This is a genomic window from Glycomyces halotolerans (assembly GCF_054779575.1).
This window is the reverse complement of sequence record NZ_BAAGXZ010000001.1, coordinates 201,971-224,221: the sequence shown is the minus strand read 5'-3', so window position 1 is coordinate 224,221 and position 22,251 is coordinate 201,971. Positions and strand designations below refer to the sequence as shown.

Annotated in this window: 17 protein-coding genes and 2 pseudogenes; 10 read left to right on the top strand and 9 right to left on the bottom strand. The window is 66.9% G+C overall.

The genetic code is table 11. The features are described from left to right. Positions 1-167: 167 nt before the first annotated feature. Entirely contained in the window at positions 168-1,001 is an 834-nt protein-coding gene (locus ACYVL2_RS01145; RefSeq protein WP_460539308.1) for an RCC1 domain-containing protein, read from the top strand. A gap of 40 nt (positions 1,002-1,041) precedes the next feature. On the opposite strand, the gene ychF is transcribed toward ACYVL2_RS01145, so the two are convergent. Together ychF and ACYVL2_RS01135 are read right to left on the bottom strand one after the other, a co-directional pair. After that, positions 1,042-2,115, bottom strand: coding sequence for a redox-regulated ATPase YchF (gene ychF / locus ACYVL2_RS01140; protein ID WP_460539305.1), 1,074 nt, complete (start codon positions 2,113-2,115; stop codon positions 1,042-1,044). A gap of 47 nt (positions 2,116-2,162) precedes the next feature. Next, positions 2,163-2,573 (bottom strand): hypothetical protein, encoded by a 411-nt coding sequence (locus ACYVL2_RS01135; RefSeq protein ID WP_460539303.1) that lies wholly within the window; start codon positions 2,571-2,573, stop codon positions 2,163-2,165. A gap of 86 nt (positions 2,574-2,659) precedes the next feature. Between ACYVL2_RS01135 and ACYVL2_RS01130 the strand changes: the two genes are divergently transcribed. From ACYVL2_RS01130 to ACYVL2_RS01120, 3 genes are all read left to right on the top strand, one after another. Further along, the gene (locus tag ACYVL2_RS01130) at positions 2,660-3,223 is read left to right on the top strand and encodes a TetR/AcrR family transcriptional regulator (RefSeq protein ID WP_460539301.1); all 564 of its coding nucleotides are present in this window, start codon (positions 2,660-2,662) and stop codon (positions 3,221-3,223) included. Positions 3,224-3,284: 61 nt separating this feature from the next. Next, entirely contained in the window at positions 3,285-3,554 is a 270-nt protein-coding gene (locus ACYVL2_RS01125) for a type II toxin-antitoxin system Phd/YefM family antitoxin (protein ID WP_460539299.1), read from the top strand. After that, entirely contained in the window at positions 3,547-3,966 is a 420-nt protein-coding gene (locus ACYVL2_RS01120) for a type II toxin-antitoxin system VapC family toxin (protein WP_460539297.1), read from the top strand. Before ACYVL2_RS01125 ends, ACYVL2_RS01120 begins: the two co-directional genes overlap by 8 nt. 33 nt (positions 3,967-3,999) lie before the next feature. On the opposite strand, the pseudogene ACYVL2_RS01115 reads toward ACYVL2_RS01120, so the two are convergent. The 3 genes and pseudogenes from ACYVL2_RS01115 to ACYVL2_RS01105 form a co-directional block, all read right to left on the bottom strand. Continuing rightward, positions 4,000-4,743: pseudogene (locus ACYVL2_RS01115) on the bottom strand (succinate dehydrogenase/fumarate reductase iron-sulfur subunit); the annotation flags it as partial. After that, complete coding sequence (locus tag ACYVL2_RS01110) at positions 4,740-6,665, bottom strand: succinate dehydrogenase flavoprotein subunit (protein ID WP_460539295.1); 1,926 nt, start codon at positions 6,663-6,665, stop codon at positions 4,740-4,742. The pseudogene ACYVL2_RS01115 and the gene ACYVL2_RS01110, both read right to left, overlap by 4 nt. A 30-nt stretch (positions 6,666-6,695) precedes the next feature. After that, on the bottom strand, positions 6,696-7,502 hold the full coding sequence (locus tag ACYVL2_RS01105) for a hypothetical protein (RefSeq protein WP_460539292.1): 807 nt from the start codon (positions 7,500-7,502) through the stop codon (positions 6,696-6,698). Between the two features lie 277 nt (positions 7,503-7,779). Here ACYVL2_RS01105 and mshB point away from each other — a divergent pair, with 277 nt between their 5' ends. The 3 genes from mshB to ACYVL2_RS01090 all read left to right on the top strand — a co-directional run bounded on the left by mshB (position 7,780) and on the right by ACYVL2_RS01090 (position 11,206). Further along, complete coding sequence (gene mshB / locus ACYVL2_RS01100; protein ID WP_460539289.1) at positions 7,780-8,673, top strand: PIG-L family deacetylase; 894 nt, start codon at positions 7,780-7,782, stop codon at positions 8,671-8,673. Positions 8,674-8,739: 66 nt separating this feature from the next. After that, positions 8,740-10,524, top strand: a complete 1,785-nt coding sequence (locus ACYVL2_RS01095; RefSeq protein ID WP_460539287.1) for a pyruvate oxidase — start codon at positions 8,740-8,742, stop codon at positions 10,522-10,524. A gap of 19 nt (positions 10,525-10,543) precedes the next feature. Continuing rightward, positions 10,544-11,206 (top strand): MgtC/SapB family protein, encoded by a 663-nt coding sequence (locus ACYVL2_RS01090; protein WP_460539285.1) that lies wholly within the window; start codon positions 10,544-10,546, stop codon positions 11,204-11,206. Between the two features lie 30 nt (positions 11,207-11,236). On the opposite strand, the gene ACYVL2_RS01085 is transcribed toward ACYVL2_RS01090, so the two are convergent. After that, positions 11,237-12,085: an alpha/beta fold hydrolase gene (locus ACYVL2_RS01085; protein WP_460539282.1), complete on the bottom strand. Its 849-nt coding sequence runs from the start codon at positions 12,083-12,085 to the stop codon at positions 11,237-11,239. An 839-nt stretch (positions 12,086-12,924) separates the two neighbouring features. Between ACYVL2_RS01085 and ACYVL2_RS01080 the strand changes: the two genes are divergently transcribed. Further along, positions 12,925-13,410, top strand: coding sequence for an SHOCT domain-containing protein (locus ACYVL2_RS01080; protein ID WP_460539280.1), 486 nt, complete (start codon positions 12,925-12,927; stop codon positions 13,408-13,410). A 334-nt stretch (positions 13,411-13,744) separates the two neighbouring features. On the opposite strand, the gene ACYVL2_RS01075 is transcribed toward ACYVL2_RS01080, so the two are convergent. Both ACYVL2_RS01075 and mobF read right to left on the bottom strand, forming a co-directional pair. After that, on the bottom strand, positions 13,745-15,433 hold the full coding sequence (locus ACYVL2_RS01075) for an ATP-dependent DNA helicase (protein ID WP_460539593.1): 1,689 nt from the start codon (positions 15,431-15,433) through the stop codon (positions 13,745-13,747). A 41-nt stretch (positions 15,434-15,474) separates the two neighbouring features. Further along, a pseudogene (gene mobF / locus ACYVL2_RS01070) lies at positions 15,475-17,259 on the bottom strand (MobF family relaxase); the annotation flags it as partial. 532 nt (positions 17,260-17,791) lie between these two features. Here mobF and ACYVL2_RS01065 point away from each other — a divergent pair. Both ACYVL2_RS01065 and ACYVL2_RS01060 read left to right on the top strand, forming a co-directional pair. Beyond that, the gene (locus ACYVL2_RS01065) at positions 17,792-19,228 is read left to right on the top strand and encodes a pentapeptide repeat-containing protein (protein WP_460539277.1); all 1,437 of its coding nucleotides are present in this window, start codon (positions 17,792-17,794) and stop codon (positions 19,226-19,228) included. 1,467 nt (positions 19,229-20,695) lie between these two features. After that, a complete protein-coding gene (locus ACYVL2_RS01060) occupies positions 20,696-21,472 on the top strand; it encodes a hypothetical protein (RefSeq protein ID WP_460539275.1) in 777 nt (258 codons plus the stop codon). A gap of 13 nt (positions 21,473-21,485) precedes the next feature. Here ACYVL2_RS01060 and ACYVL2_RS01055 read toward each other — a convergent pair whose 3' ends face one another. Further along, the gene (locus ACYVL2_RS01055; RefSeq protein ID WP_460539273.1) at positions 21,486-21,947 is read right to left on the bottom strand and encodes a DUF488 domain-containing protein; all 462 of its coding nucleotides are present in this window, start codon (positions 21,945-21,947) and stop codon (positions 21,486-21,488) included. Positions 21,948-22,251 lie beyond the last annotated feature (304 nt).

Here is a 22,251-nt window from a genome sequence, read left to right as displayed (position 1 = left end):
GTAAGCGATTTCACAGTTAAACTTATCAATGTTGCTCAGCATGTCAAGACGTCGCGCCGTTGCGCCGGAACTCGACCATGTTCCGGCACCGAGCGACATCGCACGCCGATATCGATACGAGAGATGCGGATATACCGTGAGTCCGAGCAACGACGTCGGGAGCACACATGGTCGTCCTAGCCGCCGGTCGCCGACACTCGGTAGCGTGCCGTGATGACGGGACGGCCGTAGCAGCCGGCAATGGCGACGCCGGCGAATGCGACGTCGAGTCCTGGTCGGGTGTCATTGCCGTCGCGGCCGGCAACGTGCATACCGCACGCAATACCGGTCGGTCGCACACGATCGGGCTGCGCGCCGACGGAACCGTCCTCGCCACCGGATGGAACAGCGACCGCCAGATCGATGTCGTCGAATGGAGCGAGATCGCCGCCGTCGCCGCCGGATGGAGAACCACTCTCGGCCTCCGGGCGGACGGCACCGTGGTGGCGACCGGACGCGACGCAGAAGGCCAATGTGACGTGGGTGCATGGCGAGAGGTCGTCTCGATCGCTTGCGGAGACTGGCACTCCGTCGCTGTCCGCCACGATGGCACGGCACTCGCCACAGGCAACAACCAGCGCGGGCAGTGCGAGACCGGCGGATGGCGAAACCTGATCGGCATCTCCGCCGGTTACCTGCACACAGTCGGATTGCGGGACGACGGCACGGCCGTCGCCACCGGCGAGAGCGGATCGGGGCAGTGCGACGTCGCTCAGTGGAGAGGCACGGCGGCAGTGGCGGCAGGCAGCTATCACACGGTTGCGCTGAGCGCCGACGGGACGGTGCGGGCCGTCGGCGACAATCGCTTCGGCCAATGCGATGTGGAAGGCTGGAGCGACGTCACGGCGATCGCGGCCGGGTCAACGCATACGCTCGGGCTCCTCGTCGACGGAACCGTTGTCGCGACGGGGGACAACACCAATGAGCAGTGCGACGTGAGTACATGGCAGCTGCGTCGGTGACGGGCTGATCGCGCGATCCAGGCGTTGCATCGGAACGCGACTACACGTTGAAGCGGAACTCGACCACGTCGCCGTCGGCCATGACGTAGTCCTTGCCCTCCATGCGGACCTTCCCGGCGGCCTTGGCCGCCTGCATGTTCCCGGCCTCCACGAGGTCGTCGAAGGAGACGATCTCCGCCTTGATGAAACCGCGCTGGAAGTCGGTGTGGATCTCACCGGCGGCCTCGGGGGCCGTGGCGCCCTTGGGGATCGTCCAGGCGCGGGCCTCCTTCGGCCCGGCCGTCAGGTAGGTCTGCAGGCCCAGAGTCGAGAAGCCCACGCTCGCCAGGCGGTCCAGGCCCGGCTCGGTCTGGCCGGTGGACTCCAGCAGCTCGCGGGCCTCGTCGGCGTCGAGGTCGATCAGCTCGGACTCGAACTTGGCGTCGAGGATGACCGCCTCGGCCGGGGCCACCAGTTCGCGCAGCTTCGCGGCCAGCTCCTCGTCGCCGACCTGGTCCTCATCGACGTTGAACACGTAGATGAACGGCTTGGCGGTCAGCAGGTGCAGGTCGTAGAGCAGCTCGGTGTCGAGTCCGGCGGCGAACACCGTCCTGCCCGAGTCGAGCACCTCCCGGGCCTCCTGTACGGCCTTGACCTTGGCCTGCTTCGACTTGTCCATGCGCGCCTCCTTCTCCAGGCGCGGCAGGGCGTTGTCGATCGTCTGGAGGTCGGCGAGGATGAGCTCGGTGTTGATCGTCTCGATGTCGTCCAGCGGGGAGATCCTGCCGTCGACATGGGTGACGTTGCCGTCCTCGAAGACGCGCACCACCTGTGCGATCGCCGAGCACTCCCGGATGTTCGACAGGAACTGGTTGCCCTTGCCCGCGCCCTCGGAGGCGCCCTTGACCAGGCCGGCGATGTCGACGAAGGTCACCGTCGCCGGGATGATCTTCTCGGAGTCGTGGATCTCGGCCAGCTTCGGCAGCCGGTCGTCGGGGACGGCGACGACGCCGACGTTGGGTTCGATGGTGGCGAACGGATAGTTCGCGGCCAGGATGTCCGCACGGGTCAGCGCGTTGAAGAGCGTGCTCTTGCCGACGTTGGGCAGACCGACGATACCGATGCTGAGTTTCACGGTGAACAAGCCTAGCTGGGCGTTCACCGCGCCGCTCAGCGGCGGCGTCAGGCGGCCAACAAGCCCACTCCGAGCGTCAGCGTGCCGGCCGCCAAGGAGGCGGCGCCGAGCCACAGCAGGACGATGAGGCCGTTCGGCTTCTCGACGCCTCTGCCGGCCGAGGACAGGAAGAATCCGGCCGACATGAAGATCGCCGCCAGCGGCACGCCGGCGCGGGCGACCCAACCGGCGAAGCCGGTCAGGTCGGTGGCGTCGGCCAGGATGAGGCACACCAGTCCCAGCGTCACCAGCACTCCGGCGTGGGCGTGCCCGGCCCGCGCGAAGCTCTTCTGGAAGTCGGTCATCGGCACGCTGCCGCGGACGATCCTGAGCAGGAAGGCGCCGCCGAACTCGATGGTGACGACGGTGAGGAGCACGATCGCGGCGATGGACTGGGAGGACTCGCTGAGTTCAAGCATGGGTCGGGACCTTTCCAACGGAAGTTGACACTGTCAAGATATGTCGTCATCTTGACGATGTCAAGATTTGCGATAGAGTGCTACCGATGACCAGCACCTACCACCACGGCGACCTCCGCCGCGCCCTCGTCGACGCCGCGGTCGAGGCGATCGCCGAGTCCGGGCCGAGCGCGCTCAGCCTGCGCGCGGTCGCCAAGCGCGCCGGGGTGTCCCACGCCGCCCCGGCGCACCACTTCGGCGACAAGGCCGGACTGCTGACCGCCGTCGCCGTCCAGGGCTACGAGCGGTTCGCCCAAACCCTCGAGCGGGCCTGGGAGCGGACCGGGGACTTCATCGAGGTCGGCGTGGCCTACCTGCGCTTCGCGATCGAACACCGGGCCCACTTCGAGACGATGTTCCGGCCCGAACTGCTCCACGAGGACGACCCCGACCTGGAGCGGGCGCGCGAGCGGGCCCGGCACACGCTCTACTTCGGAACGGCCCCGGCCGAGAACGGGGTGCTCTACGACCGCCGGGCGCTGGCGGCCTGGTCACTGGTCCACGGAGCGGCCGGCCTGCTGGTCTCCGGCAACTTCCCGCCCGAGCTCGCCGCCGACCCCGAGGCGGCCTTCAGATCCATCGTCAGCGGCCTCGGCGACCTCGGCCGCTAGACCCGCAATACGACTGTAGCGTTATGTAGCACGCCTGCGAATCCAGTGATACGATCGTCTTATGGACCGAACCATTACCCAGCGCGAGCTGCGGAATGAAAGCGGCAAGTTCCTGCGGGCGGCCGAACAGGGCGAGGAATTCATTGTCACGCGGAACGGCACTCCCGTGGCACGCTTGACTCCGATCGCCGACGAATCCCCGTTCGTCGCAGCCGAGGTCATGCGGAACAGCGCACCGGCTCTGCCTGAAATCGACTTCACGCGGCTGCGCCGCGACTTGGAGGAGGCCGTCGAAGGCGATTTCCGCGATCCTTACGAGCGTCATGCCTGAGTCGGAATCTCAGCGGGAATTCGGTCTGCTCGACACCTCGGTCGTCATTGACTACCCCCGCCTTGATGACGCGATGCTCCCCGAATTCCGGGCGATCAGCACGGTGACACTTGCGGAACTGTATGCCGGCCCCAATGCCGCCCGGCACGATCCGCACGAGCAGGCCAGGCGGCAACAGGTGCTCAACTGGACCCAGCGGATCTTCCGGAATCCCCTTCCGTTCGACGAGATCTCCGCGCAGACCTTCGGTTCGGTTCATCTCCTGGTGCACGAGTCCGGCCGGAAACCTCGCAAATACGTGGCGGACATGATGATCGCTTCGATCGCAATCCGTCATCGGCTGCCGTTGTACACCCGCAACCCTCGTGACTTCGAACCGCTCGAATCGATGCTTGAGGTCCGCGGGGTCTGAAGACTAGGCCTGCTCGCTCTCCCGGTTCTTGTCCTTGCGGAAGATCTTGCGGCCCAGCCACACCAGCGGGTCGTAGCGGTCGCCGGCCACCCGTTCCTTCATCGGGATGATCCCGTTGTCGGTGATGTGGATGTTCTCGGGGCAGACCTCCGTGCAGCACTTGGTGATGTTGCAGTAGCCCAGACCCTGCTCATCTTGGGCCAGGTCCCGCCGGTCGTCGCGGTCGTCGAGCGGGTGCATGTCGAGCTCGGCGGCCCGAATGAACAGCCGCGGACCCGAGAACGGCGGCTTGTTCTCCTCGTGGTCGCGCACCACGTGGCAGGTGTTCTGGCACAAGAAGCACTCGATGCACTTGCGGAACTCCTGCCCGCGCTCGACGTCGACCTGCCGCATCCGGTACTCGCCGGGCGCCAGGTCGGCCGGCGGGGCGAACGCCGGCATCTCGCGGGCCTTCTCGTAGTTGAACGAGACGTCCGTGACCAGGTCGCGCACCACCGGGAAGGTCCGCAGCGGCGTGATCGTCACCGTCTCGCCCTCCTCGAACAGGTTCATCCGCGTCATGCACATCAGCCGCGGCATCCCGTTCACCTCGGCCGAGCACGAGCCGCACTTGCCGGCCTTGCAGTTCCAGCGCACCGCCAGGTCCGGGGCCTGCTCCGCCTGGAGGCGGTGGACGACGTCCAGGATCACCTCGCCCTCGTTGACCTCGACGTCGTACTCCGCGAGCTCGCCGCCGTCGGCGTCGCCGCGCCACACTCGGAAGGTCCTCGTGCTCATTCGGCCTCCTCCTGTCCTTCCTCGCCAGGCCCGGTCCCGCTGGAGGGCTGGTATTCCTCGGGGGTCATGTACTTGCCCAGTTCTCCGGTCTCGAACAGCGACAGCAGCTCGGCCGGCATCGCCGGCACCGGCTGGCGACGCAGCCGCACCTCGCCGTCCTCGAGGGTCGAGACCAGGTTCGTCTTGCGCCACTGCGGGTCCATGCCCGGAGCGTCCTCACGCGTGTGGCCACCGCGCGACTCGTCGCGCTCGAGCGCGGCCTTCGCGGTCGCCACCGAGCACAGCAGCATGTTCTCCAGGTCCAGCGCCAGGTGCCAGCCCGGGTTGTAGGCCAGTCCGCCGGTCGCCGCGACGTTCTCGATCCGCGGCCGCATGGCCTCCAGCTCGGTCAGCGCCTCCTCCAGCTCGCCGGCGCGGCGGATGATGCCGACCAGGCGGCCGTTGACCGCCTGGAGCGCCGCCTGCAGCTCATAGGGGTTCTCACCGTCGTTGTCGAACGGGCGCAGCGCGTTCGCCCTCGCCGCCTCGATCTCGCCGTCGGTCACCTTCGGCGCGGCCACCCGCGCGGCCCGCTCGGCGGCGAACTGGCCGGCCCGCTTGCCGAAGACCAGCAGGTCCGACAGCGAGTTGCCGCCCAGGCGGTTCGAGCCGTGCATGCCGCCGGAGACCTCGCCGGCGGCGAAGAGTCCCTCCACCTTGGAGGCGGCGGTGTCGGCGTCGACCTCGACCCCGCCCATGATGTAGTGGCAGGTCGGTCCCACCTCCATCGGCTCGGCGGTGATGTCGACGTCGGCCAGCTCCTTGAACTGGTGGTACATCGACGGCAGCTGCTTCATGATGTAGTCGGCGCCGCGCCGGGAGGCGATGTCGAGGTAGACCCCGCCGTGCTCGCTGCCGCGGCCGGCCTTGACCTCCGAGTTGATCGCCCGCGCCACCTCGTCGCGCGGCAGCAGCTCGGGCGGCCGGCGGTTGTGGTCGGGGTCGTCGTACCAGCGGTCGGCCTCGTCGGGGTTGTCGGCGTACTGGGCCTTGAACACCTCGGGGATGTAGTCGAACATGAACCGCTTGCCTTCGGCGTTCTTCAGCACCCCGCCGTCGCCGCGGACCGACTCGGTGACCAGGATGCCGCGCACCGACGGCGGCCAGACCATCCCGGTGGGGTGGAACTGGATGAACTCCATGTTGATCAGGCTCGCCCCGGCCTTGAGCGCCAGCGCGTGGCCGTCGCCGGTGTACTCCCAGGAGTTCGAGGTGACCTTGAACGAGCGCCCGATCCCGCCGGTGGCCAGCACGATCGCGGGCGACTCGATGGCCAGGAAGCGCCCGGTGTCGCGCCGGTAGCCGAAGGCGCCCTTGACCGCGTTCCCCTCGACGATGAGCTCGGTGACGGTGGTCTCGTCGATGACCCGGAGCATCGATTCGTACTCGCCGGTGGCGGCCTTGTCCTCCTGCTGCAGGGAGACGAGCTTCTGCTGGAGCGTGCGGATGAGCTCGAGGCCGGTCCGGTCGCCGACGTGGGCCAGGCGCGGGTACTCGTGCCCGCCGAAGTTGCGCTGGCTGATCTTGCCGTCGGCGGTCCGGTCGAACAGGGCCCCGTAGGTCTCGAGTTCCCAGATCCGCTCGGGAGCTTCCTTGGCGTGCAGCTCGGCCATCCGGTAGTTGTTGAGGAACTTGCCCCCGCGCATGGTGTCGCGGAAGTGGACCTTCCAGCTGTCGCGCGAGTTGACGTTGCCCATCGCCGCGGCCGCGCCGCCTTCGGCCATGACGGTGTGCGCCTTGCCGAACAGGGACTTGGAGAGGACGATGACGGACTTGCCGGCCAGGCGGGCCTCGACGGCGGCGCGGAGGCCGGCGCCGCCGGCGCCGATGATGAGGACGTCGCAGGCCAGCCGCTCGACGTCAGCCGATGTGGAATCGCTCATGTGATGTATGCCCTCTTATTCGATGCTCTGTTAGTTCACGAACCGGAGGTCGCTGATCCAGCCGGCCGCGACGGCCATGACGTAGAGGTCGGTCAGCGCCAGGGAGGCGAGCGTGATCCAGGCCCACATCATGTGGCGGGCGTTGAGGACGCTGGTCATGGTCCACATGCGGTAGCGGACCGGGTGCTTGGAGAAGTGGCGCAGGCGTCCGCCCATGACGTGGCGGCACGAGTGGCATCCGAGCGTGTAGCACCACAGCAGGACCACGTTGGCCAGCAGCACCAGGTTGCCCAGGCCGAAGCCGAAGCCCTGCGGTGAGTGGAACGCCAGGATCGCGTCGTAGGTGTTGATGGCCGAGATCAGGAACGCCGCGTAGAAGAAGTAGCGGTGGAGGTTCTGCCCGACGAGCGGGAAGCGGGTCTCGCCGGTGTAGCGGGCGTGGCCGTCGGGCACGGCGCAGGCCGGCGGCGAGAGCCAGAACGCCCGGTAGTAGGCCTTGCGGTAGTAGTAGCAGGTGAGTCGGAAGGCCAGCAGGAACGGCAGGCTCAGGGCCGCGTAGGGGATGAGCGGGTGGTCCGGCAGGACCCGTCCGAAGTGGGCCGAGTCGGGGATGCAGCCCTCGGAGACGCACGGCGAGTAGAACGGCGTCAGGTAGTGGTAGTCGGCGACCCAGTAGTCGCCTTGGTAGAAGACGCGGAAGGTCGCGTACGCGACCCAGACGGTGAGTCCGATGACGGTGAGGATCGGACCGCGCATCCAGTTGTCGGTCCGGAGGTTGCGCGCGCTGATCGCCGCGCGCGGCGGAGAGGTGACGTCGGTGTCGTCGGTGGTGGTCATCAGCGCCCCTTCGCTGGGTCGATGCGCGGCCCGTGCGCCCGTTCGGCGAGTCCTGCGAGCCATGGGTCGGTCGCGCCGAGTAGAGAATCCGGACAAGGCGGGCCATCGAGTGCTCGCTCAGCGCAGGATAACGTCATCGCCTGCGCCTCAGGACATGGGGTTCATCACAATATCGAGCAAAATTCATGATGTTTCTGTAGCGTTCAGTGTTTACCCGAGATGCGAGTGTGGCCTGTGTCTCCTCTTGGGAAGTTCGGCGCGCGGTTACCCTAGTCGGATGACCGAACGCGGCATCCTGTTCGTCCACGCCCACCCCGACGACGAGACCATCGGCACCGGCGCCACGATCGCCCACTACGCCGCCAGGGCCGACGCACGCGTCACGGTCGTCACCTGCACCCTCGGCGAAGAGGGCGAAGTGCGGGTGCCGGAGCTCTCGATGCTCGCCGCCGCCGAGGCCGACCAGCTCGGCGGCTTCCGCTACTGGGAGTACCGGCACGCCACCGCCGAGCTCGGCGTCGACGACTGCCAGTTCCTCGGCGGGCCCGGCCGCTGGCGCGACTCCGGGATGATGGGCGAGCCCTCCAACGACCATCCCCGCGCCTTCTGGAACGCCGACGTCGACGAGGCCGCCGCCCTCTTGGTCGCGATCATCCGCGACCGCCGGCCCGAAGTACTGGTCACCTACGACCCCAACGGTTTCTACGGACACCCCGACCACATCCAGGCCCACCGCGCGGCCATGCGGGCCGCCGAACTGGCCGCCGCGGACTTCCGACCCGAGCTCGGACCCGCCCACGAGGTGCGCAAGATCTACTGGACCACCACCCCCAGAAGCGCCCTCGAAGCGCACTTCGAGCTGTTCAAGAGCGCCAGCGACAACCCGTTCGCGGACATCGACTCGGTCGACGAGCTGCCGTTCGGCGCCCCCGACGAGGAGGTCGACGCCTGCGTCCGCGGCGACCGCGAAGCGGCCGAACGGAAGCTGGCCGCCATGCGCGCCTACCCGACCCAGGTCGCGGCAGGCGACTGGCTCACCGTCCTCGGCGAGCGGCTCGGAGCCGAGGCCGCCGGCGCCGAGTATTACCGGCTCGTCAAAGGCGACCGCGGTCCGGGCGAGGGCCCCGACGGCTGGGAGACCGACCTGCTGGCCGGACCCGCCGAGGATTGACCTCGCCCTCCGCCGGGTATCCGGGGCCATCATCGCGTCCGGACGGCGAACACAGGGGGGCCAACTATGGCGACAGTGGGGGATTACGTACTCGAGCGCCTGCGGGAGTGGGGCGTCGAACAGGTCTTCGGCTATCCGGGCGACGGCATCAACGGCATCATCTCCGCCTTCGGCGAAGCCGACGACCAGCCCCGGTTCGTGCAGTCCCGGCACGAGGAGATGTCCGCCTTCCAAGCCGTCGGATACGCCAAGTTCAGCTGCAAGCCCGGCGTCTGCCTGGCCACCTCCGGCCCCGGCGCCATCCACCTCCTCAACGGCCTCTACGACGCCAAGCTCGACCACGTCCCCCTGGTCGCCATCGTCGGACAGGTCGCCCGCACCAGCATGGGCGGCAGTTCCCAGCAGGAGGTCGACCTCCACGCCCTGTTCAAGGACGTCGCCTCCGACTACCTCGCAGAAGTCGAGGTCTCCGAGCAGCTTCCGATCGCGATCGACCGCGCCTTCCGCACCGCCGAGGCCCATCGGGCGCCGACGGCGGTCATCATCCACGCCGACCTCCAAGAGGAGGACTACGAGCCGCCGCAGCACGAGTTCAAGCACGTGCCCTCCAGCGAGCCGGGGCCCGTCCACGCCTCCGTGCTGCCGCCGGCCGACGACCTCGACCGCGCCGCCGAGATCCTCAACGCCGGAGAGCGGGTCGCCATCCTGGTCGGCCAGGGCGCGCGCGGGGCGGCCGAAGAGGTCCAGAACGTCGCCGACGCCACCGGCGCCGGCGTGGCCAAAGCGCTCCTCGGCAAGGACGTGCTGCCCGACGACCTGCCGTTCGTCACCGGCGCGATCGGGCTGCTGGGCACCAGGCCGAGCTACGAGATGATGCGCGACTGCGACACGCTGCTCATCGTCGGCTCGAACATGCCGTACACCCAGTTCCTGCCCGACTTCGGCCAGGCCAAGGCCGTCCAGATCGACCTGGACGGCGCGATGGTGGGACTGCGGTACCCGACCGAGCTCAACCTCATCGGCGACGCCAAGGCCACGCTCGGCGCGCTGGTGCCGAAGCTCGACCGGCGCCCCCGCGACCGCTGGCGCCAGACGATCGAGAGCAACGTCGCCTCCTGGTGGGAGACGCTCGAACAGCAGGCCATGATCGAGGCCCACCCGGTCAACCCGATGCGGGTCGTCCAGGAACTCTCCGAGCGCATCCCCGACAACGCGATCGTCACCGCCGACTCCGGTTCGTCGACCAACTGGTACGCCCGCAACCTCAAGATGCGCGGCGGCATGCGCGGATCCCTGTCGGGCACGCTCGCGACCATGGGCCCGGCGGTGCCGTACGCGATCGGCGCGAAGTTCGCCCACCCCGAGCGGCCCGCCGTCGCCCTGGTGGGCGACGGCGCGATGCAGATGAACGGCATGGCCGAGCTCATCACCGCCTCGCGCTACCGGGACCGGTGGGAGGACCCGCGGCTGATCGTGTGCGTGTTCAACAACGCCGACCTCGACCAGGTCACCTGGGAGCTGCGGTCGATGGTCGGGTCGCCGAAGTTCGAGGAGTCGCAGGGCGTGCCGCGGATCTCCTACGCCGACTTCGCCCGCTCGGTCGACCTCGAGGGCATCACCGTCGAAGACTCGGAGGCCCTCGGCGCCGCCTGGGACCGGGCCTTCGCGGCCGACCGGCCGGTCGTCATGGACGTCCACTGCGACCCCAATGTGCCGCCGATTCCGCCCCATGCCACCCTCGACCAGGTCAAATCGACCACCCAGGCCCTGCTGAAGGGCGACCCGGACGCCTGGCGGGTGTTCGTAGAGGGCGCCAAGGTCAAGGCACGGGAGATGATGCCGGGCCGCTAGGCCGCTGGAAGGACCGCCGATGGAGTTCTGGAGCCAGCTCGGCCTCCTCGCACTGGCGCTCGGACTGGGAATCCTGGTCGGAGCCGAACGCGAATATCAGGGCAAGGCCGCGGGGATGCGCACCCACGCGCTCATCGCCGTGGGCGCCGCGCTGTTCGTCGCCGCGGGCCGCTGGGGGTTCGACACCGTCCCCGGCACCCCCGGCGTCGACCCGGCCCGCGTCGCCGCGCAGGTCGTGGCCGGCATCGGCTTCTTGGGCGCCGGCGTGATCTTCATCCACCGGAACCTCGTGTTCGGCATGACCACGGCCGCCTCGATCTGGGTCACCACCGCCATCGCCATGTCCAGCGCCGCCGGGCTGCCGCTGCTGGCCATCAGCGTCACCGCGCTCCACCTGCTCGTGGTGGCCGGCCTGAACCCGATCGAGCGGATGATCGCCCGCCACGCCAGGCACGCCGGCAAGCTTCATCTGACCTACCGCTCGACCTCCGCGCTCACCGAAGCGCTCTCGACGTGCACCGCCGCGGGGTTCACCGTCACCGAGATCAGTCCGGAGAAAGGCATGGAAGACCACGAGCGGACCACCACGCTCACGCTCCACGGGCGCGGATCGGTCGCCGACCTGACCTCGCACCTGGCCGGCAAGGACGGCATCGTGGGCGTCACCTTCGAAGACCTCTGACACACCAGCCGGAGAAGTCACACCGAGGCCCTACCAGCGGGAAGGCGGACGCCGCAGGGGCGCCCTCTCATGGGGAGGTCGGCGGGAGGTGCGGTCGAGGAACGGCAACGCGATGGCGGCGAGTTCTGCGGCGGCGGTGTACGGCACACCGTGGGGGCTGTTCGGGACGACGGCGAGTTCGCCTCGCGACAGAAGCCCGACCGCCTGTTCGGCCCAGCGTTGGGAGGCGACCGCTTCATGCTCGCCGCGGGCGACGAGGGTGGGCGCCTGGACGTGGGGCAACTTCTCTTCAATGGGATCGCGCAGCGCTCGGCGGAAGGTCCGCACGACCCGGAACGGTCCTGCGTCGAGGAGGTCGCGGACGAGGATCGGCAGTTGGCACGGGTCTTCGCGGGGGAGGCCGGCCAGCCAGCGCAGCACCTGCCGCGGCATGGTGCGCGCGTGCGGATCCATGGTGGGTCCGACGATGACCAGACTTCGGACGAGTCGCGGGTATCGGACGGCGAGGTCGACGGTGACCTGGGTGCCGAAGGAGTTGCCGAGGAAGACGGCCGGGGCGTCGCCGGTAGCGGTCAGCCAGTCTGCGAGCCAGTCGGCGAAATCGGGCACGCGCGGCACCGTGCCGGTCTTGCCGCTGAGCCCGAAACCGGGCAGATCGATCGCGCGAACGGCGTATCGAGGCGTCAAGTGAGCGGCGAGCGGCATGAGGTACCGGTGCGATAGCGCCATACCGTGCACCAGAACGACCGGCGTAGCGCCCGGCGCGGCGCTCCGGGACGATCGGTAATGCAGCCGGATCCCCCGAATGCGTGCCCAGCGGCTCTCGAAGAGGTGGTCGGCCTTCGGCGCGCGGGTCGCGAGCCGGTACTTCTGGCGCATGATGTGCGGTTTCCATGTGCCCGGCAATGTAGCACCTCGTCCGGGATCGACAGGGCCGGTTCAAGGCTGCGATCGGCGGTTCGAGCATACCCGAGCGGCCACGCCGCGGTGCACCTTTCACGCGCGAGCGGCAGCGCGTCGCGCGACCGCGAGGTTCGGTTCATCGCAGTGACCACGAGGCATGTCGCCGTCTCGGGAGCCGCGACGCGAGCCGATGGTCGAATTCTGGTGGTTAAGGCTCTGACCTGGGCGGACGTTGCGCGCCAGGCAGGATTCGAACCTGCGACCGTCGGATTAGAAGTTCAATTCGAAGCGTCTGACCTGGTAATTCGATTACACGTACGAGAGTTTGAACTATGGCGTGGCCAGGGTCGATGTCAACGTGGCCAAACCAGTTCATGGACGATGCCATGGCCAGTCTGTCCACAATCCCATTTGTCAGAAGTGCTTGCGGGCCCTCTCGGGCGGCCCCGCTCGAGTGTCGCCCGTCCGGCCATGACGGCCGGCTGACGTCGTGGACAGCGATTTTGGCAGGCGCATCGGCTCTCTCGAGCACCGCCTCCAACGCGCCGACGGTGGGTGGAAGGATGCAGCGAAACTGGCCTGAACGTGTTTCCGGTACAACACCTGTGAAAACGAGCGGAGTCCAGGAGCGATCGACCATGGCGTCCTCCAGCGCTGAAGGGATCGCCGCGGCGGAGCTCGCCGAGCGGGCCGGGATCGCCACCGAAGTGGTCCTCAATCCGGAGACTGGCCAATCCCTTCAGTTCCGATGCTCCCGAGCCTTGTTGATCGGCCATTCAGCGACACGGTCGGGTTGACGCTCGGATACTGAAAGCATGGCACTGTTCACCGAGATGTGGGTCGCCGAAGCCAAGAAGTACCTCGCTCACGGCGAGCGAGTCGATGACGTGGTTTCAGGCCGAATCATGTCGACGGGAGTACTGGCACATCCTGCAGCGGTTCTCATCGCCACTGACTGGCGCCTGGTTCTGTTCGAACTGCGAGTCAGCCAACGACATCGATTCGAAAGCTTCCCATATGAGAGTATTTCGAGTTTTCAGTCAGAAAAGCTACTATTCGGGTATACTTACCGTTTCTTTTCATCGGGCAACGCAGTGGAAGTCGCGCGGATACGCGACGACCCTCTTCAGGCATTCGCCAACCTCGTGCAGGGTCGCATTCGCGCCGGTGCGCCCCGAGTGCCGCCTAGCGGCTCGGCAGCTACCGAGCTAGCGAAGTTCGGAGAGCTGCTCAGCAAAGGTTTGATCACGCAGGAGGAGTTCAATCAGCAGAAGCGACGCATTCTCGGCTCCTCTGACTGAATGCATTGGCAATTGCCGGGCCCGAGAGGCGTGTCCACGCCTTGACGGATGGCGTGGCAAGCCCTCGTGTCGTGGTCCGGACTTCGTCACGGTGGTTCGGCAACCTGTCTCGCGGTCGGGCAATCCGACATCACATCAGCCCTTCTGGTGCCACATACGTATCAAAAACGAGTCGATGTTCGAAGAATCGTTCTCAGCTGGCCGTAGAAGCTCGCACCCCCCGTTTGTGCGTCTGGCTAAGGCCATGCGGCTGTTGGGGCTTCAGGGCCGGCCTCAGCGGGTCATCGCAAGAGCGGACTCTGCTGTCTCCCGGTGTCGGGCCGCTCTGGCGGAGTTAGCGGCTGAAGCCGTGGCTGCGATGGTATGTCGGCGGCTCGGGAGTTGCCGGCCGGGCCCAGTCGTGGCTCGGTGGAGCGGCCTCAGCTCCGGTCGGGAAGGCCAGGGCCACGACATGACCGGGACGGTTCGCTGCTTGAGCGACGTCGTTGTGTCCTCGGGATTCATTCGCTGCGATGCGTCTGGCCCCCTTAGCTGCGGTGTGGGCTGCCTGGTATCCGGCGTACTCGGGTTCATGGCGCGGCACCCATGGCCCGCACGGTTCATCGCCGGTGACGGTGGCCGCGTCGCGCCAGGCGGCGATGATGCTGATGAGCCCGCGCCAGACTTCTTGCCCGCGGGGCGATGAGGGCACGGGGCCGAGAGATCGGACCCACTGGGGTTGATCGGCGAGCGCGGTGGCCGTGAGTGCTTCGACGCGGGAGTCGACGGCTTCGAGGAGTTCATCGAGGTGCTCGCCGAGCAGTGAGTCAGCCGCAGCCGGTTCGGCGGGGGCGAGCCGTTTCCACGGGATGGCGGCGTGGAGTGGGACTGGTTCGGCGCCTTCGTCGTGCGGTAGCTGGGCGGCGGTGTACGTGATGCGGGGCAGGAGCTCGGCGAGGCTGTCGGCGCGGTCGAAGGCGCTCCGGATGGTCTCGGTTGCGGATTGGTCGGCGCTGTCGTGCTCGAGGGCGTTCGCCAGGGTGGCGCGTGCGGCGTCGACAGGGTCGGTCGTGTCGGCTCCGGGCGCGATCACGGTGTAGAGGTCGGTGCGGTGCGCGGCGCGGGTCTCCATGGAGTAGAGCGCGCCGCGGTCGAAGGTACCGTCGGCCAGGACGTGGGCGGTGTCGACCGACGCGCCCTGGGCGCGGTGCGCGGTGGTGGCGTACGCGGGTTCGACGTGGGCGTTGACGTAGTCGGCGGGGAGGGTGAGTCGGTCGCCGCCTCGCTCGCGGCGGACCTCGAGCGCCCCGTCGGGCCGGTGCGCGGTGACGGGCCAGGTCTCGCCGTTGCGGACGAAGTCGCCGGTGGTCGAAGTCAGGCGCCGTTCGGGTCTGCGGGTGACGATGCGGTCGCCTCTCCCGGCCAGGTTGCCATCGCGCAGGCGAACGCCCGCTGGGTCGACGGTGCCTTCGGCGACGAGGTCGGTTCGGGCACGGGCGTTGAGGTCGGCGACGTCGCGGTTGGTTACGGCGATCATCAGCGTTCGAGATCCGCGGTCGCGGTCGGACTTCCAGGCGGTGTAGACCGCGTCGATCATCGCCTCGCGGTCGCTGGCGTGCAGGCGGCCGGATCGGGCGTAGAAGTCGAGCGCGGTGGCGTCGCCGTTGCGCACCTGGAGGGTGGCGGCGGCTTCGGTCGGGTCGGTGAAGCGGTGCAGAGCTCCGAGTTCGAAGTGCTCGGTCTCGGAGGCGAGCAGGCGCAGCATGCCGCCGGCTTCGACGGCGGCGAGTTGAGCGTGATCGCCCAGGAGCCGCACGGCCGCTCCCTGGCGGGCGGCGATCTGTGCCAATGCATCGAGTCGCGCGGTGCCGGCCATGCCCGCTTCGTCGACCACGATGACGTCACCGGGTCCGATCCGCCAGGGCTCGACATCGGGCGGCACTGGTGCGCCGGAGGCGAGTGCGGTGGCCGAAGGGCTGGTGGTGTGCTCGGCGAGGAACTTGTGGAGGTTCTCGGCGGGCCTGTCGAGGTCGGCCGCGAGGATCTTCGCCGCGGCCCCTGACGTGGCCAGGGAATCAGGCGCCGACCGGTGGCGTCGAGGGCAGCGGCGAGGGCCTTCATGGCGGTCGTCTTGCCGGTTCCGGCCGGTCCGATACCGATCGCGAGCATACGGGTATCGAGGGCGAATGAGCGCGCGAGCGCACGTTGTCCAGGGTCGAGTGCGCGGCGGCGATTCTCGAAGGCGCGCAACGCCGCATCGATCTGCTGGGCATCGGGGGCGGCGAAGCGATCGGCGGTGGTGGCGAGGTCGAGCAGGCGCTGCTCGGCATCGAGCACGGCCCTGGTGGTGTAGCGCGTCGCGCCGTGTGGGACGAACACGGAGGTGCCGTCGGAGCGGCGCAAGGTAGGCGGGGTCTTGGCGGGTTCGGGGGCGTTAAGCGCGACCGCGTCGCCAAGGATCATGTCGGTGACCCGGGCCAGGACGCGCTCGCGTTCGTCATGTGTCAGGTGCCCGACGTGGGCGAGAGCGCGCAGGGCGGCCGCTTCGATGTTCGCGCGGGTCCATGTCGACCGGTGCTCGCCGACCTGGTCGATTGTGGCGGCGGCGATGCGGTCAAGGTCGATGGCACCGCTTCGTTGGGGCGAGCGGCGGTGGCCGAGCCGGCCCAGGGCCGCGAGTGCGGCCGGGCCGAAGGTGTGGGCGAAGTCGGCACGCCAAGCGGCGCGGAGCTCGGTGAGCGGGCGGGCTTCACCTTTGCCTTTGCGAGTGGCGAGATTCGCTTCTCGGGCCAGGGCACGGTAGGCGCCAGCGGCCGGTCGGCGTCCGTGCGCGGCAGCGTATTCGGCCAGGCGCGAGGCGAGGCTGGCCGTGATCTGCCTTCGGCGGCTGGAGGCGTGGGAGATCCAAGCCGGATCGATACCGGCGATCTCCCACACCGGTGCGGTGTGCTCGGCGGTGTCGGGCCGGATGGCCCAGGCCAGGCCGAGCCGCTCGGTCAGCTCGGTGCGCAGCGCGGCGTCATACACCTCCGAGGCGGTCACTGCGTGCTGGTGCAGGGCGCGGGCATCCAGCGACCGCCAGCGGCCGTCGACGCCGAGGACCTTGTTGGCGACGACCAGATGGGTGTGGAGGTTCGGCTCGCCCTCCCGGTTGTCGAAGTGGTCGAAGGCCGCAGCGATGAGCCCGGTCGTCTCGATCTGGGCGACACCGCCGGCGCCAGTGCGGGTGAAGGCGACGTTGGCTTCCAGATAGGCCAGCATCCGCGCGACGGCGGCATGGTGGGCGGCAACGACTTCCCTGGCGACGGCCGCTTCGGCGAGACCGAACAGGAGCGAGACCGACTTCGGCGGCGTCGCGGTCAGATCGAATCCGGCCACGGGTGCGCGCTGCTGCCGCGCGGCCCACCGCCGAGCCGCTCGCTCCTCGACCGGAGTGGGCTCGCGGCCGGTCTCGGCCCGCAACTGGCCGAGCCGATCGGCCACGAGCTGCTCGAAGGGCTTGTTGGTGAACACCGGATAACGCCGCCCCAGCCGGGCTACCTTCGCGGCCTCACTGGTGAGCCGGTCGTACTCGTCGTTACCGGTGTCCGGGCGGACGCGAGCGGCGAGGTAGGCGGCGATGATGTCCTTGGCGTTGGGGTGGCACCCTTGGCCGTAGAGCGCGCGCATCTGCGCCTCGGAGACGATGTCCCCAGCGGCGAGACCGAGATCGCCCAGCCCCGCACCCATCCAGCTTCCGGGCGGGTTACCGCGCGCCGTGTAGTAGCCAGTCTCCACGCCGTTTTCCGGCGAAGCTGCGCCGGGCACGTCGCCGGAGGCCACGGACTTGGTCAGGTACTTCCAGGCGTTGCCGGCGGCCAGCTTGCGCATGGTCATCATCGCGATCACCTCCTATCAGGACGGGGGCCAGGATGCTTCGGCGGCGTTGGCGTCAGCGTTGCCGCCAACACGCGGTAACAGGGTTCAACGGGGCGGTAACACCGTTGTGCTGCAGGTCTGAGGGACTGGTCCGGAGCCAACTCGGCTTTGGCACCCTTGCTGTCGGACGGGGCTCCGCTCGCGGAGTGCAAACAGTGTCATTGGTTTTGATACATACGTTCGATCACAGAGTGTAGCTGATTAAATCATGTCTGTGGGGGTTCATTGGTAGAGGATCTAGATTGAGTTGGTGGGCACGAAAAAAGCCCGGAAGCATCGCTTCCGGGCTTGGTGGTGCGAGTCGTGCTGGCACTGGCAGTTCGGGGACCCTGGTCGGCGGCGGGATCTCCTCAGGTATCAAGAGCGGGCCTGACTGGGACGAAGTCTCGAGTGCCCAGCGGTCTCGGGAGCCCTCATGATGGTTCTTCCATCCGTTGAGAACACCGACCGTCCTCCCGATGCTGGTGCACGGCAGAATGTGGACATGACTGACCGACGCAAAGATCGCCGATCGTACTGGTGGATAGCGGCGATCGTTGCGGTCGCCGTCGCCATAGCCTCTGGGGCCGCCGCTGTGTGGACCCTGATCGATCCACTGGCGACCAGTGACTCTGGTGACCGTGCCGCCGCGGTCCAAGCGACGTTCACTGTCGCCTTCGGCATCGGCGGGCTAGCCACACTCGCGTTGTTCACTCGACGGCAATGGCTGCAAGAGCGCGTGCATGAGCACACCCAGTACGACGCCGAGCAGCGTCGGATCACCGAGCAGTACATGCAAGCGGTCGAGCAGCTTGGGCACGACAAGGCACCAGTTCGTTTGGGAGGCCTGTATGCGCTGGAACGGCTCGGCCTCGAACACCCCGAGCAGCGACAGGTCGTCGCAGAAGTCTGGTGCGCCTACCTGCGGCGCCAATACACGCCGCCAGTCCGCATTCTCAATTCGACCAACGAGGTCGACCTGGATGGTCAGGTCGCCGAGGAACCGGACGAGTCAGCTGGCGAGCGCGCAGCCGAAGCTTCCGAGGAATACGAGGTGCGCATGACCGCGCAGCGGCTCCTGGCTGAGCACCTGCGGGACCCACGTCCGGATGAAGAGCGCAACGGTACCCGTCCAGTCGAGTCGCGCCAGTTCTGGCACCTGGATCAACTCAACCTCGCCGGAGCGGTTCTCATCTCCGCTGACTTCACGGACTGCAGTCTCCCTGAACTCAAAGCTGAGGGGGCCCACTTTCACGGCCGAACTTCGTTTGTCCGGGCGCACTTCGAGGGCTACACCGCATTTTTCAAGGCGCACTTCGAGCGCGACGCCGAGTTCGTTGGGGCGCACTTCGAGGGCTACACCGGGTTCGGCAAGGCGCACTTCGAGCGCCGCGCCTGGTTCGCCTATGCGCACTTCGAGGGCTACGCCGAGTTCGTCGGGGCGCACTTCGAGAGCGACGCCGCGTTCGGCAACGCGCACTTCGAGCGCGACGCCTGGTTCGTCGGGGCGCACTTCGAGAGCGACGCCGCGTTCGGCAACGCGCACTTCGAAGGCGACACCACGTTCGGCAACGCGCACTTCGAGCGCGACGCCTGGTTCGTCGGGGCGCACTTCGAGAGCGACGCCGCGTTCGGCAACGCGCACTTCGAGGGCCCCGCCTGGTTCGGCAAGGCGCACTCCGGAGGCAGTACGGGCTTCTCCCAAACGGAGACGGGGAATGCCGAAGTGGCCACCATTCCCGCCGAACCGGAGTTCGATTTTTCGGAAGTGGTCGTGTACCAGGTCGAGTTCGATCTCGAAATTCATCCAATAGGTCACCACCGGTGGCCGCTTGGGTGGGCTGAGAAGCCTGATGGCGACCGATGGACACTGGTCCGGGTCGAACGCGACGACTCCTCAAGGCATGAGGAGGGCGCCGGGGACGGATCGAGAAGTGCGTAATCCGGCGTTCGGGCCGTGGTAGAACACGACATCGTTGACCAGGAGGCGGGCACCAGCAGGCCAGGTCGCGGCTGACAAGTTCGGTCCGGACAATGTCGGGTGTGATGGGGGGATTCCCGTCGGTCTGATGCGCGCATCATGGCCGTCACGGAGGAGTTCGGTGTCGCCGGTGGGGACTTCGCGGGAGAGCCGGACGGCTTTGGTCGGGATGAGGTCGCGGATGGTACAGGCGGTAACGTTCCCGTCTGGGCGGTAATAAGTCGTGACGCACGCCTGCAGCGGAGATGCGGTCTTCGTATTCCCAGGGCCGTCGGTTATGGGTCTTCTGTGGGACATGCCGTCGCTGAGCCTGGGTTACGCGGAGCAGGATGAGGGAATGAGCCAGTTTATATCGGGCCTGATCGTCGCAGCCATATTCGACCACCAGGCATGGATCATAGGAGCGCAGATTGGAAGCGCTCTCGGGGCGATGGGAGGCGCGGTCATCGCGCTTGTGATCGCCCGCGAGGGTTGGAAGAAGCAAGAGGATGCTCGGAGGGAGCATGCTGCTGCTGAAGAGCGCGCATGGCGCCGGCAGCAGGAGGCTGAGGACGCTCGTGCGCAGGCACAGGCCAGGCTAGTGCTCGTGAATCATATGGGAATGCCAGAGCCCAAAGCATCTTCTGGCGGCGTAAGGCGGGTTCATCGGTTGCGCATCATCAATCACAGTGAGCATCCGATCCTCGAAATCCTTGCCCAAGTCTGGGCTCCTCCGGATGACCTTGAAGGGCGCCATTCGGGAGCCTGTACGTTGGCGGTCATTCTCCCTGGCGAAGAGAAGACTCTCACGTGTGTGGTCCCGCGTGACTCAACATCGCTCAGAGCATGGCAAGTGCGCTGGACTGATCACCATGGTCGACAGTGGCGTTGCGATAGCAATAAGGAATCGGCGCGTTCATACGACGGGAGCCCGCCACGCGAGTGACCAGCGCCATGCCGCAGGCATCCTGTGAATCCTTCAATGATTCAGCAGTGACCTCGCCCAGTCGAGCACTGGTGTCCCCGACCCGGCTGAGCCCAAAATCCAGACCTGTGACGGTAGGGAGGTCCGAACCAGGAGTAAACTCTGTTACCCACGCGTCCCTGGCGAGTGTTAGTCACACAGGCAGAATCGTTAGATCGCCAATGGCGGAAGTCGGCGTTGTTGCATGGGAACTGCCCTCCCACGGCTGCCTCGGCGCTGAATGGGTCGGAAGGCAGCTCGCGCCCTTCCTGGCACAAGCCGGGATAGCAGGGCTGTGTCTCATGGTGAAGATCCCCGATTGAGTTGATCTTGTTCCGCCGCTAACCTGTTGGTAGTGAGATTCTTACCTAACGTGCCCGAACTTGGATTCGGTTAGGCGGTGACCCCCTTTGACACAGCCATCCTTGTTCTCCAGCCCTGACGGTCAACCTCCTCCCAAACCCGACGGTGACGCATGGGAGGAAATGCTGGTCTTGATCACGGTCAAGGCGGCCCCGAACCCCTCGGAGAAGTATGGCGAGACAGTCTGCGTCGCAGGGCTCCGCATCAACCCTGAACGGCAGGGCTGGGTTCGACTCTATCCGTTGAACTTCCGCGAACTTGAACGCGACTCGCGGTTCAAGAAATACAGCGTTCTCCGACTCAAGGCCCAACCCGCCCGTAGTGACGGTCGGCGCGAGAGCTGGCGGCCGGATTGGGAGTCGGTCCACACGCACCAGACAGTACTCGCTGCCTGGAATCCACGGCGTCGCTGGATTGATGAGCATCGCGAGGGGTCGATGTGCCGCCTCAACGCTGATGCTCGGGTCGATCGCCAGGCGAAGTCGCTGGCTTTGATCGTCCCGGCCAAGATCGATGATTTCGAGATTGAAGAACATCCGGGCTGGACAGCCGAGCAGCAACGAAAACTCGACAAGTACCTTCAGCAGGATGAGCTCCCGATACCAGGAACGGTACGACGCCCCCCGGAGTTGCAGGCACCCAAGTTCAAAGGCTTCTATCGCTACACCTGCCATGAGCGCGGCTGCAACGGGCACCGGCAACAGATTCTTGACTGGGAATTCGTTGCTCTTCAGCGGCACTTGGCCCAGCACCGGGACGATTCGGCGAAGGAACAGTTGCGGGCAAAATTCCTCGATGAAATGTGTGCGCCGGACCGGGATACGGCCTTCTATGTAGGCAACATGGCCGCTCGCCCTCGGGTCTTCTCGGCGCTCGGCGTCTACTGGCCGCGCCGGTGACCTCGACTCAGATTTATTGTCCTCCGGCCAGTGCCTCCAAGATCACGTGGCGGTGGCAGCGGGCCTCTTCGGCTTCGAAGCACAGCAGTGCCACCCGTCGATCCGAGGCGAGTCGGCGGATCTCATCGAGTGCCTCGGCTGCGGCTGGCTCGGCCAGTAGCATCCGGAAGGTCGAGACTGCAGTGTCACGTTCGCTGCTTTCAGAGGCAAAGCCGGCCCGGTTGTCCTTGGGATTCCCGAGTGCACGAAGGTGGATGTAGTCGATGCCGACCTCAGCCAGCGCTTGTCGAAGAGCCTTCTTGGAGAGCCCTCGTTTGCGGGAAATCGGGGTCAATCGGACGTCAACTACGATCTCCACGCCAGCGGCGTAGAGACGTGCGATCAGGTCCTCAGCTTCGTGGCCTTCGTAGCCGAAACCGATCGCTCCCGGCGGTGCGGCAACAGGCAGTGCCGGATTCAGTGTGATGGGGCTCATGTGAGTGCTCCTCATGGTGGGTCCCTTCAAGCTATGGAGCATCGTGCCGGGATGTCAAGTTTCCGTTGACATGTTCTTGTTCGCATAACGAATCAAGTCAGGAACTGGAGCGGCCCGGAAGCATACTTCTGGGGGCGCTGACGAATCCTCACGGGTAAATCAGTGAGTTGCCGTCGAGTTCCCAAGGTTGGGCAGGTCGTCTCGGTGGCAGCACGTGATCGACCGGACGAAGGCGTTTCTCTGGACCGTCGCGGCCCACGGTGGTGTTTGGGTCCATGCGGCTGGCCACAACAGCTCTAGGCAG

Coding starts and splice junctions, on each gene's coding strand:
- ACYVL2_RS01130 (WP_460539301.1), top strand. CDS start 2,660: ATGACCAGCACCTACCACCACGGCGACCTCCGCCGCGCCCTCGTCGAC.
- ACYVL2_RS01055 (WP_460539273.1), bottom strand. CDS start 21,947: ATGAGCCCCATCACACTGAATCCGGCACTGCCTGTTGCCGCACCGCCG.
- ACYVL2_RS01135 (WP_460539303.1), bottom strand. CDS start 2,573: ATGCTTGAACTCAGCGAGTCCTCCCAGTCCATCGCCGCGATCGTGCTC.
- ACYVL2_RS01145 (WP_460539308.1), top strand. CDS start 168: ATGGTCGTCCTAGCCGCCGGTCGCCGACACTCGGTAGCGTGCCGTGAT.
- ACYVL2_RS01125 (WP_460539299.1), top strand. CDS start 3,285: ATGGACCGAACCATTACCCAGCGCGAGCTGCGGAATGAAAGCGGCAAG.
- mshB (WP_460539289.1), top strand. CDS start 7,780: ATGACCGAACGCGGCATCCTGTTCGTCCACGCCCACCCCGACGACGAG.
- ACYVL2_RS01090 (WP_460539285.1), top strand. CDS start 10,544: ATGGAGTTCTGGAGCCAGCTCGGCCTCCTCGCACTGGCGCTCGGACTG.
- ACYVL2_RS01105 (WP_460539292.1), bottom strand. CDS start 7,502: ATGACCACCACCGACGACACCGACGTCACCTCTCCGCCGCGCGCGGCG.
- ACYVL2_RS01085 (WP_460539282.1), bottom strand. CDS start 12,085: ATGCGCCAGAAGTACCGGCTCGCGACCCGCGCGCCGAAGGCCGACCAC.
- ACYVL2_RS01095 (WP_460539287.1), top strand. CDS start 8,740: ATGGCGACAGTGGGGGATTACGTACTCGAGCGCCTGCGGGAGTGGGGC.
- ACYVL2_RS01065 (WP_460539277.1), top strand. CDS start 17,792: ATGACTGACCGACGCAAAGATCGCCGATCGTACTGGTGGATAGCGGCG.
- ACYVL2_RS01120 (WP_460539297.1), top strand. CDS start 3,547: ATGCCTGAGTCGGAATCTCAGCGGGAATTCGGTCTGCTCGACACCTCG.
- ACYVL2_RS01080 (WP_460539280.1), top strand. CDS start 12,925: ATGGCACTGTTCACCGAGATGTGGGTCGCCGAAGCCAAGAAGTACCTC.
- ACYVL2_RS01110 (WP_460539295.1), bottom strand. CDS start 6,665: ATGAGCGATTCCACATCGGCTGACGTCGAGCGGCTGGCCTGCGACGTC.
- ACYVL2_RS01060 (WP_460539275.1), top strand. CDS start 20,696: ATGCTGGTCTTGATCACGGTCAAGGCGGCCCCGAACCCCTCGGAGAAG.